The 14106-nt window shown below is 61.7% G+C and carries 12 protein-coding genes; 7 read left to right on the forward strand and 5 right to left on the reverse strand.

All coding sequences use genetic code 11. The features are described from left to right. Positions 1–75 precede the first annotated feature (75 nt). The 4 genes from CH283_RS23840 to CH283_RS23855 all read right to left on the reverse strand — a co-directional run bounded on the left by CH283_RS23840 (position 76) and on the right by CH283_RS23855 (position 2973). Positions 76–1074 carry a hypothetical protein gene (locus CH283_RS23840; protein WP_255183319.1) on the reverse strand — a complete coding sequence of 333 codons (999 nt, stop codon included), beginning with the start codon at positions 1072–1074 and terminating at the stop codon, positions 76–78. A gap of 204 nt (positions 1075–1278) precedes the next feature. Continuing rightward, a complete protein-coding gene (locus tag CH283_RS23845) occupies positions 1279–1485 on the reverse strand; it encodes a hypothetical protein (RefSeq protein ID WP_008720325.1) in 207 nt (68 codons plus the stop codon). Between the two features lie 143 nt (positions 1486–1628). After that, entirely contained in the window at positions 1629–2207 is a 579-nt protein-coding gene (locus CH283_RS23850) for a hypothetical protein (protein ID WP_094639471.1), read from the reverse strand. Positions 2208–2355: 148 nt separating this feature from the next. Next, entirely contained in the window at positions 2356–2973 is a 618-nt protein-coding gene (locus CH283_RS23855) for an SMI1/KNR4 family protein (protein ID WP_094639472.1), read from the reverse strand. A 405-nt stretch (positions 2974–3378) separates the two neighbouring features. Here CH283_RS23855 and CH283_RS23860 point away from each other — a divergent pair, with 405 nt between their 5' ends. Both CH283_RS23860 and CH283_RS23865 read left to right on the forward strand, forming a co-directional pair. Beyond that, on the forward strand, positions 3379–4332 hold the full coding sequence (locus CH283_RS23860; RefSeq protein ID WP_094639473.1) for an AbiTii domain-containing protein: 954 nt from the start codon (positions 3379–3381) through the stop codon (positions 4330–4332). 304 nt (positions 4333–4636) lie between these two features. After that, positions 4637–5965, forward strand: a complete 1329-nt coding sequence (locus tag CH283_RS23865) for a hypothetical protein (RefSeq protein ID WP_141215286.1) — start codon at positions 4637–4639, stop codon at positions 5963–5965. Positions 5966–5992: 27 nt separating this feature from the next. On the opposite strand, the gene CH283_RS23870 is transcribed toward CH283_RS23865, so the two are convergent. Continuing rightward, positions 5993–7168, reverse strand: coding sequence for a tyrosine-type recombinase/integrase (locus CH283_RS23870; RefSeq protein WP_094639475.1), 1176 nt, complete (start codon positions 7166–7168; stop codon positions 5993–5995). A gap of 1496 nt (positions 7169–8664) precedes the next feature. Between CH283_RS23870 and CH283_RS23875 the strand changes: the two genes are divergently transcribed. From CH283_RS23875 to CH283_RS23895, 5 genes are all read left to right on the forward strand, one after another. Next, the gene (locus tag CH283_RS23875) at positions 8665–9468 is read left to right on the forward strand and encodes a ParA family protein (protein ID WP_032407517.1); all 804 of its coding nucleotides are present in this window, start codon (positions 8665–8667) and stop codon (positions 9466–9468) included. 722 nt (positions 9469–10190) lie between these two features. Continuing rightward, a complete protein-coding gene (locus CH283_RS29155) occupies positions 10191–10517 on the forward strand; it encodes a hypothetical protein (RefSeq protein ID WP_255183320.1) in 327 nt (108 codons plus the stop codon). Between the two features lie 56 nt (positions 10518–10573). Continuing rightward, positions 10574–11860, forward strand: coding sequence for a Mu transposase C-terminal domain-containing protein (locus CH283_RS23885; RefSeq protein WP_255183321.1), 1287 nt, complete (start codon positions 10574–10576; stop codon positions 11858–11860). Positions 11861–11864: 4 nt separating this feature from the next. Next, positions 11865–12803, forward strand: coding sequence for a TniB family NTP-binding protein (locus CH283_RS23890; RefSeq protein ID WP_094639477.1), 939 nt, complete (start codon positions 11865–11867; stop codon positions 12801–12803). Then, a complete protein-coding gene (locus CH283_RS23895; RefSeq protein ID WP_094639478.1) occupies positions 12800–14032 on the forward strand; it encodes a TniQ family protein in 1233 nt (410 codons plus the stop codon). The genes CH283_RS23890 and CH283_RS23895 overlap by 4 nt, the downstream gene beginning before the upstream one ends. The last annotated feature ends 74 nt before the right edge of the window (positions 14033–14106 follow it).

Genomic DNA, 14106 nt, shown 5'->3' on the forward strand with positions numbered 1-14106 from the left:
CGGTGTCCGATCTTTGTGCTCGACGAGTTGGACGACGACCAAGGTGCTGGGGTGCCGGATCGTGAGCGTCCCGCATCAGGTGCTGTCGCCGCTGATGGATGAGTCGAGGAGCTGCAGGGTGCGTTGCAGGAGTTGCTCGACGCGGTCCTCGACGTCGTCGACCAAGTCCGGGACGTCGGCCAACGCCGTGTGGGCACGGCGACGTGCCTCGACGCCCAAGCGGTAGTACCCGGAGTCGAGCTCCACGGATCCCGGTTCCGGCGCGGGGATCGGGTCACTGCGATCGACACCGTCGGACGGTCTGATGATGGGGCGACGTGGAGTGTGCAGTGGAGAAGCGCCGATGCGGTGCCTGGCGATCACTGCTCCGACCTCGGCCGCGGTCATTGCCGTGACAGGGAGGGGCAAGTGGCCCCACCGGTCGATCGGCACCGCGACCGGACCGCGGCGTTGCGGCAACGCGGCCATGTCGGGAAACGTGTTGCGCTGCAAATGCTCTGCCAACAAAGTTGTCGAGGGGTAGCGCTCGGAGAACTGCAGGACGGTGTGCAACCGGTTCCATATCGTGGCCGGGTCGAAACCGGTGACGTCGTTGGGCGCGATGCGGATTCGGTGGCGGCCGCCGATCCACACACTGTCGGCTTCTGGCGTGATGTCGGTGCGGTCGAGTTCCGCAATGGCTTTGTGGGACAGGCCTGCTCCGGCGAGCACGAGAAGGACGGCGTCACGGCGGCCGAACAGTGCAGCCGTCGATCCGGAAGTCGGCAGTCCGGCCGCGATGACCTGGTAATGCTCAGCTCGCCGGGTCGTTCGCTCGCTGCGAGTCGAGTCCAGTGCCATCCGAATCGACGTCACTCGCCCGGGCGCGGGCTGGCCGGCATCGAGGTGAACGCGGTTGATCGCAGACACCCGGCGCAACTGAACCGCGTCGCCGGCAGGGTTCTCATCGAGGAACTGCGCCAGCGTGATAGGCGACGCAGGTAGAGCCTCGACGTCGGCCGCAGCGCACCAATCGGTGAACAGTGACCACTGATAGCGGTAACCGCTCACCGTGCTGACCTGTCTCGGTGTCACAGTGCGACGGTACCGGGCTGAAGGCCGACCGATCAGGGACGCCGCCGAGGGTCGCCCGCCGCGAACGTGGCACGCATGCGCGTCGACGGCATCGCTGTCGACGGTCGATGGTGCAGGTACGCCACAGGCATCGATGTCGGCTTGCGATGAAGCCACAGGACGTAGCCAGTCCTGTGGCTTCATCGTGTGTGCCGTACTCGAGCCTTACTCGGCGAGCTTGGCGATCGACTGCGCCCAGAGGAAGTACTTGTTGCGTCCGAGATCGCCGATGGTCTTGATGTTGAATGCGGCCTTGAGATGCTCGGCGTCGCCAGGGCTAACGCCCTGCAGTGCTTCGACGGGTGCGTCGACGAGCTCGGTGAGTGGCTTGTCTTCGTATGCTTTGTCGAGCTTGTCAGCGATTCCAGCCATGGAGGTGCCTCCTTGCGTCTCGGATAGCGGTGCCTGTTCGACACCGCCACACGAGGGTACGGAACGCCCACCAGAAACCGTTGCGCTGCAGGCACTGCGCCGTAGCGGCGACCGCCTCGAACGCGTCCTTTGGACCGTGGCCTTCAAAATCCGTAAAACGGTGGGTACGTGGTGGGATCGTCCGGCGTCGTATCGATTCGTGCGGTCCGAAGAAGATCTGCGATAGCGGACTCGCCGGCACCGATGGTGGCGAAGTGGGGGTCGACGTCGTTGGCGATGCACCACGCATGATCGGCTGGCCACACAAACGCAGGTATCGGCAGCTCACCAGTGCCGTCTCGGGCGTCCTTCCACGTCGACACGTCCTCCGCAGTACCTCGGAAGAGGTAGCAGGGCCGCTCCGGGATCGAGACTGTCGCGGCCTGCATGTGGTCGAGGTTTTCGTAGCCCTCCCAGATCAGGAAATAGCAGTCGTCCGGAGTTGTGGTGAACCGGGCGAGGGTGGAGACAGCGATTCCGAGCTGGGCGATCTCGGGCGGTCCGTCGTTGGCGAAGTCGGTGTCCATTTCGCGCTGACCGTCGTAAGTCGGATCCGGGATGAATCTCAACCGTGCGTAACGCTCGTACCCCGACGGGCCGCGGGTGACCAGATCCCACCAGTCGCGTCTCTGATCGATCAACCATCGAGCAGGTGAGCCGTCACGACACGGAGTGATGGTCATCTGGACGCCGCCGTCCGCCGACTACGCGCCTGACCGCACGACACCGGTGGGCGCGAACCGCAACACCAGGTGTTTCGGAGGGTGGCCGCTTTAAGGCAGGCCGCTGCTACCCGTACCGCCATCTCGGCACTCTCACCCTGCCACAACATCATTCGACAATGTCCCAGTCCAGCACCCCATTACCGACCGCTGCTGTGTACCAGCCGATCGATATCTGATTGGTCACGGCCAACCTGACGTCGCGAACAAAAGCTTCCAAAGACGGCCAGGTTGGCACACCCAGGTGCCCGCCGTCGTCTGATCGGTACGACACACTCCCTCGCATCTCTCCCGAACGGGTGTCGCAGTACATCAAATTCGAATCCCAAGCCGCGATAGGGACGTACCCCGGTAGGAACAAATGATCTTCTGCCTCGACGCCCGCCTCGACCAGGTTGTCGACGATCTCGGCGTAGGTCCCGTCGTAGATATCTGGTTCTGTTGCGACGATATCCGCCATGACTTCGACCATGTCGGAGTGCCGCTGAGGTATCTCCGGGACCTGCAGTAGACGTCCGGCCGGAACGACGAGTCCCGCGCCGCCGACCTCGTTCTGACCGTCGTGAAGGCCGAAGAATTCGCGAAGCTCGTCCGGCCACGGAACCGTCGCTGCCTCGGCCCGTTTCACCGCGCTCGTCGACGCACATGGCCTGAGCGTTCGCGCCGTCACCGGTGCCACGTCCCGCAGCGCAGTCACGAGGAGGTTCCACTCATGAGTCAACGACATTGCCCGACCATACTGCGCATAGGGATCTTTCGATTATCGCAACGCAGATCGCTTCGCGACAGTTACCGCACCGTCAAGATGTCTTGACGCGGTAACGCGCCGATACAGGTGTCATACGTAAAAGCCATTTTCCTTATCTGCCGGACTGTCATCAATGAGTCGGTTGTACGCCAGGTGTGCACGCCTTCAAGACTCCATTGCGGTCCGGTGACGGCGTGGATGCACAGGGTTCGTTTTCGCCGGAGGTGCGCTGCGTGACGAGTGCTTCGGTGCGGTCCCCCACGTCGGCGACAATGCCCTGTACGTCGGCCGAAGCCGTGTGCGCGTGGTGCGCCGGTGAGACAATCAGGCCGCTTGGCTCCGATTTCGACTGAGCTTGTCGTACGGAGATGGGACCATCTATGAATGGCTGAGGATGCTGCGCTACGTGCACTACGCGATCGAGTGCTTGATGAAGACGCTTCTGTCGCCGGGTTGTTACGCACTTGCGTGATGTTGGGCGCATCCACGGGATCCGATGAGTTGCGGGCCTGGGCTCGCGCCGAATTGCATGGATACGGCGACGAAGATTCGCTTCCCGGCTATCGGAAGGCGGCGCTTCCGCTGTATATCGACTCCATTGGCGGCAATATGTGGGCTCGGGGTCAGCAAATCTCAGTGCTACAAGTGCCGAGGCCTTGCCGTGACGCGTTTCCCGACCAGGTGGAATTTCGACAATCGGTCGAGGAATTGGTAGAGATGGCGAACTCATCCGAGTCGTCCATCCCGATCATGTTGTCTGCTTTTCCCGCGATCGCGGCCTTCTGGAGCAACGAACTTCCAATGTTCCAGCAGATTCACCGAATCTATTATCACGTGAGTCGGTCTACGCTATCCGGGATGGTGGGCGTCGTGCGGACCACACTGGTCGAGCTGGTCGCGGACATCACCTCCGGTCTCCCTGTTGACGAGTTGCCATCCAAAGGAAGGGTAGATGCTGCTGTGAGCGTGAACGTGTTTGGCGGATCTCAGGATAGCTACAACGTCAAGGTTGGAACTAATAGCGGAGTCATCGGGCAAGGCACTGGATCTTCGCAGAAGCAAACATTCGGCGTCACCGCTCCAGAGCTCACGGCCTTCATCTCGCAACTACGAATCGCCGCCAGCGAACTTCCCGACGAAAGTGATCGAGCTGACATCGAGCATGCAGTGGACGACTTCGAATCCGCCGTCTCGGAGGATAGCCCGGATCTTTTGGTAGTAGACAGCCGGATGCGAATGCTTCGTCGACTCGGTTCGGCCGTTGGTGGCGCGTTCCTGGGAGCTGTGTCCTCGGAGGCTGCAGAGTTGGCTTTGGCCGCGGTCGGGATCACTGCGTGATTACCCCACGCGGGTGGTCCGTTCCCGAGATCCGAAGATCTTTAGAACACGTCACCACCCTTAGCGCTGCAGGCACCTCAGGCAACGGGCCAACGATGCAATTGTGGGCAGATGTTGGCACCTGCCTGAGCGAGCTGCGTGATGCGGGGGTCGTTAGCACGGACAGCCGAACTAAAAATCTATTCCGGCGTGGATGATGGTGAACATGTCTGCGGTCGCCCACGTACTCAACTCGCAACCCCACCCTCGCGTTCTCTTGTGGTTCGAAGAACCAAGCCGAACCCCACCGGGCGGGAAACCTACGTTGACCGATAAGTGGATTGAACTGTCGAAGAATCGATCTGGCAGTTACAAGCAGATTACCAAGCTGACCGAGGTTGATTTGAGCGAGTGGGATGCGGTCGTGACAGATCGACCCACCGCCAAAAGACCGCAGAGTTCCGGGGCGTCCGGCTACTCGGGAGTGGCAGTTCTTACCCAGCTGCCGTCCGAGCCGAAACGCTCACTTCCCGAACATCTTTTCGTGTTTCAGGTCTTCGACAATCCCTCTGTTATGACGAAGACGATCGACAATGTGGTCGACGCAAGCGGCAATAGCCGATGGCTAATAGTCGATCAGCTACCGGGGTCGAATGTCCGCGCTGGCAACATGGAGCTCGATCCCCATCATCAGGAACTGCGTGATGAGTTGGTCAGGGTCTGCGAGAAGCGCCAGCATCAGCTCGGCGTGCGTCTGCAACCAATGCATGGAGCCAGCACGGAGTATCCGGCAATCGAGTCACTAGCTTTCGGCCCATCGGAGAGTGCGCTCGCGGGCAGGTATACGAGGACGAGCGGGTCCTCGACATGGTTCATTCCCGTTGACGTAGAAGATTTCGCGCGTTGGTGGGACGCAGCTTTGCGCGATTGGCACACTATCGACAGCGAAAAGTTCCCGGACCTACCTGGTTGGATAGAGAACTACGATTGGCTGAGCCACGATGAACAAGGCTTGGCAGACGCGATCAAGGCCGAAGAAGAGCGATTTGAATCCGCTCGGCTCGAACACGAGTCGCGCATGGCCGAACTTAAGAAAGAGGCCGAGTCCGCCGCGAGTAAGAGTACGAAAGAATTACTGGTAGGAACTGGTGTTGAGCTTCAGAACACCGTGCGCGATGTACTGCGCGGGTTCGGCTATGACGTTCGCGATATGGACCGAGAGTATCCCGATCGTGAACCGCGGGAGGACTATCGGATCACCGAGCCGGGTATCGAAGGCTGGCTTGCCATTGGTGACGCGACAGGGGTGGCAAGGGGCGCGAAGAGCAGCAAGATCGCGGCGCTCGGGCGTTACGTAGGGCACTACGAACGAGAAGAGCGCCCGAAGGTTCGTCCGCGACAGTGGTTACTGATCAATCGCTTGATTGCGCGTGAACCGGCTAGCCGCGGTAACTCAATCTTCCGGGATGACGACCGCGATGAACTTACAGCGGCACTCGGATTGGCCATCGACACCGTAGCCCTTTTCGTCTTAGACAGGGCGCGGGTCCAAGGTGCCGTTTCCAGTAGCCAGATCCGCGAACTGCTACGGGAACTTAGCGGTGAACTCACGTGGCAAGACGCAGCAGCGTGGCTGGAGCAGCTGCAGAAGTGAGCCATAAGTCTTCGTCCCTATGACCTCCTACAAGCCGATATCGGTGACCGCATTGCCGACCAATGGTGCGTGTTCACGACGGTAGACCTCGACGGAATCGAGGCTGGCGTGACCGGTCTGTCGGGCGATGGCGGATCCGTCGGCACCGTTGCGTGTGCCTTGGGTGACAAAGCCTGCGCGGAGCGAGTGTCCGCCGAGCTTGGCGAGCGCTGTGGGATCAAACCCGGCGTGTTCTGCGCGGCGCCGAATGGTCTGGTGGACCGCGGCCCCGGACAGCGCGGTCGCACTGAGATTGCCATTCTTGGCGACGGCGCGGAGTAGTGGTGCGCGGGCGGCGGTGCGCGGTACTCCCCCGCGGCACACGTGTCTGTTGAACGGCTCAGGCTTCCGGAGCAAGCGGATGACCGACGACCGTCCGCCGGCGTCGAATGCGGCGACGACCTGCGTCCACCGGACGTACGCACACGGCGGGCAAGTCTCGTGAGACTCGGTGTACGGCAAGGCCTTCACCGCTCCCCTACCCTCTTGGTCGGTCTTCGACTTCCGCAGCCGGATGTGCAGACCGTCGTGCCGGTGCACGCTGACGTCCCCGCACACCATCTCCGACAACTCGCTGCGTCGGTAGGCACCGGCAAACCCGAGCAACAGAATGGCGGAGTCGCGTCGCTCTAGAACCTCATCGGCCCAACCGCGGCATCGCTTTCGAGCAGTCTCGACAAGAAGTCTGATGTCTCCGACCAGCAGTGGATCTCGTGGGGTGCGGGGTCGGTCCCCCGCCGCGGCGTACTCCCGCCGGATTCCTGACAAGGTCGCAGCGACAAGTTCGTGTGCGGACGGAGACAGATGCCCGGCTATCCGGTGGTGGTGGTTGATCGCGGCGATCCAGGTGCCGAAGGTAGCGACGGCGTAAGCCCGCTCCCCCGCTTCGGTCCGGGTGTCGGCAGCGTCTACCAGATACGCGGCGACAGTGATGGGGTGCGCCGGCAACGTCACGTGACCATTCGACTCGCACCAGTTGGTGAAGCGTCTCCACGCGGCCGCGTAGGTCTTGCGCGTTCCCTCGGACCGGGAGGACTGCACGGCGGCCGCGATCCGCTTAGCGACAGCGGGCGGGATCTCCGGCTCGACCGCCACCGATCTTGCGCCCACGGAGGTACCCGCGAAAGGGGTCACCGCAGGTGCACGGCCTGGTCGGAAGTCCATAGCAGCAGCCTAGCGCAGTTCACTGACACACCTGCGGAGCAAAACTGTGCTGAACTGGCGTTTTGCTATAGACGGTGCGGAAAATGCAATTTACGTGGGTCAACTCCATTGAACTATGGGTGACAACGAAGGCGGATGAATGTCCCTGCTAATCAACTTGAAAGAGCCGCCGTAGTAGACCCCAGTTTGATCCGGCCCGGGGCTGCACCAGGCGATCTTGGCGGTCGTTGCCTCCCCCGGTAGTTACAACGACCGTCCGTTTCGCGTCTGCTTTTTGGGGCCTCGAAGTGTGGGATTCCCTCGTGGCCGTGGGGCCCGCCGTTACTGCGGTATTCCACCGAATCATTGGTTGCGTTCGGGCGCAGTCGTGGTTCCGACCGTTCCTACGACTTAGACAGGGAACAGCCTCGCGGTGCGGCGCTGTGTCTTGGGTGTCGGTAAGACGCACGTTACGCACCTTGAGAATGGTTGCCGGCGGCGCTTGTGGACGCAGTCAACCGTCAAGTCCTCATCCTCGACGCTGAACTCGCCGCAGGCTGAGTCGGTTGCAGCCGACGAGTCGCGCGACACCCCATAGGTCATCATCTTGTAAGACGACCGTCCAACCTGTTGTGATGAATGCCAACGCTAGTGATGATAGCTATCGGAGCTCGCAACGCTAGCGGTACTGACACCGGGCATGATTTCGCCTGGGTTGAACAGAGCGCCCAATCCGTACGTGATCACAGGCTCGCGAATGTTCGGTTTGCGATGTTGCTGCCTGGCGCAGTCCGTCGCAGTTATCTCGCCTCTCAGTTCAATCCGCCGAACCGTGGGTCCGGCGGATTCGGCTGACGCACTGTGGAGCAAGGTGTTGCAAGGCTCTGCAACGCCAGCCCTGTACAGACACTCTTGGGCTTCGGCATACGCGAGTGCTAGGCCATCTAGCATTGCTATTTATCCTGCTGAGGGCGGTTGCACGTGAGATTCGCCCTGCGCGCAGACGGGCAGTTAACCGGGTTCGCTCCGTTCGCGTTCTGTTGAGCAGTAATTGAAAAGGTATGGGTGCAATGATAGCTAGCGGAGCTAGCAAAGGATGCAGAGCGAGCGGAGCGCCGGTACTTGCGCTAACGTAGCTGGCGTAGCTAGCAAAACAACGCTAGATAGGCGTGGTGCACTAGTTGCGAGTGCTACACAAGCGGTGCTTGCGAGGCAAGTGAGAGTTGCTCGTCGAGCACGTTTATCTAGCGTAACTAGATCCGCTTGGCTAGATACGCAAGGTACTGCAGCTCGGCGTGCAAACAGTGCGAGACGAGCGAAGCGAGCTACGCAAGCGAGCCAAGCACTCGTCGCAAGGTTCGCTCCGCGTGTTAACGCAGCACACGAAGCAATTGGCTATAGCGTAGCGAGCCAGAAGGCTTGCAGGGCATAGGTCCAGGGTGCGAGCCAACGCAGTTTTCCTCGGAGAAAAGTTCGTTGGCCTTGATCCTCAAACAGAGAAAGGAACGCGAATCCCAATGTCGACGTCGTCGAAGCAACCCAGGAAGTTCGCGATATGTAACCAGAAGGGTGGGGTTGGGAAGACAGCGACAACACTCGGATTGGCGAGTGCATTGGCGGACAAGGGCAAACACGTCCTCGTCATCGATATGGATCCTCAGGCCAACGCGACGACCGGTCTGGGAGTCGACGTTGATGACGACATGCGAACTACCTTCGACCTGATGTCGGTCACTGGCGAGGGTGCAGCAGCGGATGCGGTAGTAGCAACCGAATGGGATCGGGTCGACCTGATCGCGGCGACTCAGAGCCTCGCCAATCTTGAGGCTGACGGTGCAAACGACTTGATCTTTCGGTTGGATATCGCGCTTGAGGGTGTCGATCTGTCGCCTTACAGTGCAGTTTTCATCGACTGCCCGCCGTCGCTTGGAAAGTTACTTTTCGCGGTCCTCTGCGCCTGCGACTCAGTCATCGCGGTCACCGAACCCACCATCGACAGCGTGCGAGCGATTACCAAGGTTGAGGAAACCATCACCAACGTCAAGCGGCGTGCGAACCCTCGTCTCGAGCTCGAGAAGATCGTCTTGTCTAAGAAACGAAGGACCTCGGAGCATCAGTATCGCGAGGACGAGTTGCGTGCTGCATACGGCGAATTGGTTGCAAGAGCGGGGATCCCGGAGCTGGCGGCGCGCCAAGACGCTCATAGCAGCCACACTCCCATCCATTCTTACAAGGGAGGCCGGGCGATAGACCTGCAAGTCGCCTACGACGCCCTGTTGAAAGAACTGTCTATCGACCTCCTAGGAGAGCCTGCCGCATGAACGCACAACGCGAACCCGCCATCCGCCGCCATCCGGCTGCAGACCTCCCTTCGCGACCGACCGCTTCACCCAGGCGCGTTGGGCTCGAAGCACAGCAAGAATCAACCGGTTCGCCGAGCGTCGACGTTCCGACCAGTGCTGGCGGTATCAGACCGACAAACGAGCCCACTCTTCCGGCAACGAACGAACCGTTGGCTCAGCACAATGCGCGGCCGGCGGCAGGACCAGGCGCGGAAAAATTTACTGAGCAGCACAATGTGCGGATACGGAGTTCTACCAAGCTTCGTTTGAACAGAGCCGTCGACAGGCTGCGGTACGAGACAGGGGACCGATCAATCAGTATTGCTTCCTTGACCGACGCAGCGCTCTGTGAGTACCTCGACAAGCGGGGCATCTAGACCGTTGAATGAGGATGCCCGCTTGCTGTGCTAGCTAGCGTTGCTAGCACAGCCCTTTTGGTCACCCATAAGTATTCAGTCACGTACATGTGCGCGATGGCAGACCTACGGCGGGACCGAGACTTCAGGCACCCCCACCGAGGCTCGGAGTCCTTTTTGACGATCGTTTATCGAGACACCCCGCGGCCGAATCTGTCAGTTTCAAAAGACGGCTGCACTCTTTGCAGGCGTTTTGAGGATGAGTGCACGTGTCTTCTGACATTCTGATGTCGGAAGTGCGGTGCACGGTCGCGCGTTCAGCTCTCGGTGACAGGGAGGCTTGTGATGGAGCTCGACGTCGTGGAGACCGGTGTGCTGACGGCGTCGGGGGAGCGGTGGGCGCAGGCAGAGACCCGATTCGCTGTCTTGGCTCCCTTGCTGGAGATGCATCCGGTGCGTTTGGCAGCGGTCGATGATGCGGCCGAACGACTGGGGTTGTCGCGCCGTCGGGTCTATGCGTTGCTTGGCAAACTCAGGGACGGGACAGGTACGGTCACCGATCTTCTGACGAAGGTCTCGCCGGGTGGGCGTGGCCGCAGCCGAGTAGCGGCTGAGGTCGAAGAGGTGATCGGCGATCATCTCACCCGATATTTTCTTCACCGCAGAAGCTGAGTGTCGCTGCGCTGCATCGACGTATCGCGTTGACTTGTCACCGCGCGGGTCTGCCAGTGCCGGCCAGAAACACCGTCACCGCACGAATCGCCGCGCTCCATCCGGCATCGGTGGCCAGGTCACGCGGAGGACCCGATGCCGCCCGCCCACGTCAGTCCGCCGGCGACGATCCACCGACGGTTTCGGGGATTCTCGATCAGGTCCAGATCGACCACACCGTCGTCGATCTGATGGTCGTCGACGAGTACGAGCGGCAACCGATCGGCCGCCCCTACCTGACGATCGCCATCGATGTCCTCAGCCGTTCCGTACTCGGGTTCGTCGTCACTCTGGAGCCGCCGTCGTCGATATCGGTCGGGTTGTGCCTGGGCCGCGTGTGCTGCGAGAAGCAGACATGGCTGGAGGCATGCGAGCTCGCGGAACAGGTGCAGTGGCCAATGGCAGGGAAACCGAAACAGTTGTACCTCGACAACGCCTCCGAGTTCAAAAGCGAAGCGCTGCGCCGCGGATGCGCCCAGCACGCCATCACACTCGAATACCGTCCTCCGGGCCGACCGCACTACGGCGGGATCGTCGAACGCATCATCGGAACGGCGATGACGGCGGTGCACGAGCTGCCTGGGACCACCTTCTCGAACCCAGCGGACCGAGGAAGTTACGACTCGGACAAGCACGCGGCGTTGACATTGCGTGAGTTGGAACGCTGGCTGGTCCTGGCCATAGCCTCGTATCACGCGAGCGTTCACACAGGGATCGGGAACACTCCGGCCGCGGTGTGGGCCGGCGAGGTCGCCGCAGTTGGTCACGCCCCTCGTGTGGTGCTCGGCGAAACCGCTTTCCTGGTGGACTTTCTTCCCGTCATCCGGCGACGTCTGACGCGCACGGGCTTCGTCCTCGATCACGTGCACTACTTCTCGAACGCGCTCAAACCGTGGGTTGCGCGGCGAGAGGATCTGGGGCGGTTCGTGATACGACGTGACCCACGCGATTTGAGCAGAATCTGGGTCCTCGAACCAGACGGTGCCGGCTATGTCGAGGTGCCGTACCGGACGATGTCACATCCCGCGGTGACACTGTGGGAGCACAGAGCTGCTATCACCCGTCTCCGCGAACAAGGTCGGTCGAACGTCGATGAGGGCGCACTGTTTTCGATGATCGAGCAGATGCGCGAGGTCACCGACCGCTCGCAGAAAGCCACCCGCAAAGCCCGGCGCAACCGTGCCCGCCGCATGCATCTCACCGGCGCCGCGTCTGCACCGATCCCGGCGATCCACCCGCCGGTGGAGCCTCGAGCGGACGGCGGCACCGCAACGCCGGTCTTCAGCGATATCGAGGAATGGTGAGCCGATGACCGCATCGACAGGAAGCAGCGACGAAGCCACCGAGTCGTCCGGTGAGGATTTGGGGCACCTGCGGGAGTCGGTTCGTCCGCTCGCCGCACTCGACGACGCGGACAAGATCCGGTTGATCCGGTCGGAGAGGTGGATCGGGTATCCGCAGGCCCGTACGGTCATCGACCATCTGGAGACGTTGCTGTCGTGGCCGGACCGACAGCGTATGCCGAACCTACTGTTGCTCGGTCCGACGAACAACGGCAAGTCGATGATCATCGAAAAGTTCCGGCGCACTCATCCGCCGATCAGCTTGTCCGACCGCGAGCAGATACCGGTGTTGTGCATGCAGATGCCCCCGGACCCGTCACCCGGCCGGTTCTACCTCGCACTGCTCACAGCGTTGGGAACACCGACCCGACCACGCAATCGGGTCCACGAACTCGAACAGCAAGCATTGATGCTGCTCCGCGCCACCGGCGTACGGATGTTGATCATCGACGAGCTCCACAATGTTCTCGCCGGCCGCGACAACGTGCGCCGCGAATTCTTGAACGTGCTGCGGTTTTTGGGCAACGAACTACGCATTCCTCTTGTCGCTGTCGGCACCCGTGATGCTTACCTCGTCATCCGGACCGATCCCCAGTTGGAGAACCGATTCCATCCCATGACTTTGCCGGTCTGGACCAACACTGCCGACACCAGATCACTGCTGGCCAGCTTCAGCACGAGCTTCCCCCTCCGCAAACCCTCGCACGTGACATCACTGGAGATGACCGACTACCTCCTTACTCGCTCCGAGGGCACCATCGGTGAACTGGCAACGTTGCTCACTGCCGCAGCAGTGACCGCCGTCGCCAGCGGAGAGGAAGCGATGACCTCATCGGTGCTCACGCGCACTCCGTACCTCGGCCCCACGGAGCGACGCCGCCAGTTCGAACGCCACCTCGCATGAACGCGCGGCTCGCACCGATGCCCGGTGATGCGTACGTTCGCCCGTGGCCGCTGCACCCGCCGCCACTGCCAGGTGAGGTCCTCTCGTCCTGGTTGGCCCGGATATGCGAGCTGTATCCGCACATCAGGCCCTCTGATCTGTTTGCAGACCTCGATATCGATTGTGCTGTCGAGGATCTCGACCGCTACACACCGGAGCCGATCCTTGCCGAGCTGGCCGGTCGCGGCGCAGTCCCGGTAGAGAGGGTGCGGATGATGACGTTGGCGGGGTGGACACCGTGGCTGCTCGACAGCACCGACCCCGCCGACTGCGACTTCGACACCTACGTCCACCAATTCTCGATCCTGCTACCGGCCGACCTCGCGAGGGAGGATCGACGACGCCGCACACCCACGAGCGAAGCATGGTTGCCGTGGGCGAGCACTCCGCGCAGTCGGGCATGCCCGGCATGTATCGACAGCCTCGAATCCACTGCTGATATCAACATGACTCTGCTGCATCAATATCCGGTGCTGAGCAGCTGCCTCGACCACCGTTGTCGACTCGAACCCTGCTCTGTTTTCCCTGGTCATGCAATCTTCTGGGATCAGGTCCGGTTCGGTTCGGACGAACGGGTCTCGCCCGTTCCGGTTCCCTCGGCGGTCACGGACCTCGATCGGCGCAGCACCGAGGCTCTGACGACGGGATGGGTGGAACTCGGCCCAGGCCGGGTACATGCCGCAGTCTGGTTTCGGCTTCTGCGCACCGTCGCCGACGAAGTGTCCACACCACTGGTTCGCACCGGACGGTGGGCGACGAGGCTCGTTGCGATCTGGAAGGCCGCCGGTCGTTCTCGCCCGCTTCGGACCGCGTGGGTTCCGTTCGAGGACCTGCACTGGGACGAGCAGGCGACAGTCCTCGAGGCCGCAGCGATCGGCATTGCGATGGTCGAGAGCGGTGAGATCGACGCCGGCGGTGCGCACGCATCTCTACTGAGCCCACGTCCCTATGAGCCGGTCGATCCCGGGACAGCTCCGACGCGCTCGTCTTATCCCACACCCGAGCGCGATCTGTGGGCTGACGCGCACGCTGCGGCCGAGGCCGCCATCGCGGCAGCGCGCGTCGACCCCGCATCCGCCAGTTCGTTGTACAACTTCCTACGCTGGGGGTGCCGCACCGCAGCGGAGCTGGATGAGACGGTGCAACTGTTCCTCGACCACGGGATCCCGCTGCACCATCCGCCGTCATAGCTAACGCCCGATGGAGCGGGGTCCTCCGCGACGCACACGCTGCGACAGCCGAGAAGCCCGTTTTCGCGCCGGGG

Source organism: Rhodococcus sp. 05-2254-2, assembly GCF_002259095.1.
Classification (GTDB): Bacteria; Actinomycetota; Actinomycetes; order Mycobacteriales; family Mycobacteriaceae; genus Rhodococcoides.

Bases quoted from the DNA above. Each gene is read 5' to 3' on its own strand.
- CH283_RS23845 (WP_008720325.1), bottom strand. From the start codon at position 1,485: ATGGCTGGAATCGCTGACAAGCTCGACAAAGCATACGAAGACAAGCCA.
- CH283_RS23850 (WP_094639471.1), bottom strand. From the start codon at position 2,207: ATGACCATCACTCCGTGTCGTGACGGCTCACCTGCTCGATGGTTGATC.
- CH283_RS23855 (WP_094639472.1), bottom strand. From the start codon at position 2,973: ATGTCGTTGACTCATGAGTGGAACCTCCTCGTGACTGCGCTGCGGGAC.
- CH283_RS23860 (WP_094639473.1), top strand. From the start codon at position 3,379: ATGGCTGAGGATGCTGCGCTACGTGCACTACGCGATCGAGTGCTTGAT.
- CH283_RS23870 (WP_094639475.1), bottom strand. From the start codon at position 7,168: ATGGACTTCCGACCAGGCCGTGCACCTGCGGTGACCCCTTTCGCGGGT.
- CH283_RS23875 (WP_032407517.1), top strand. From the start codon at position 8,665: ATGTCGACGTCGTCGAAGCAACCCAGGAAGTTCGCGATATGTAACCAG.
- CH283_RS29155 (WP_255183320.1), top strand. From the start codon at position 10,191: ATGGAGCTCGACGTCGTGGAGACCGGTGTGCTGACGGCGTCGGGGGAG.
- CH283_RS23890 (WP_094639477.1), top strand. From the start codon at position 11,865: ATGACCGCATCGACAGGAAGCAGCGACGAAGCCACCGAGTCGTCCGGT.
- CH283_RS23895 (WP_094639478.1), top strand. From the start codon at position 12,800: ATGAACGCGCGGCTCGCACCGATGCCCGGTGATGCGTACGTTCGCCCG.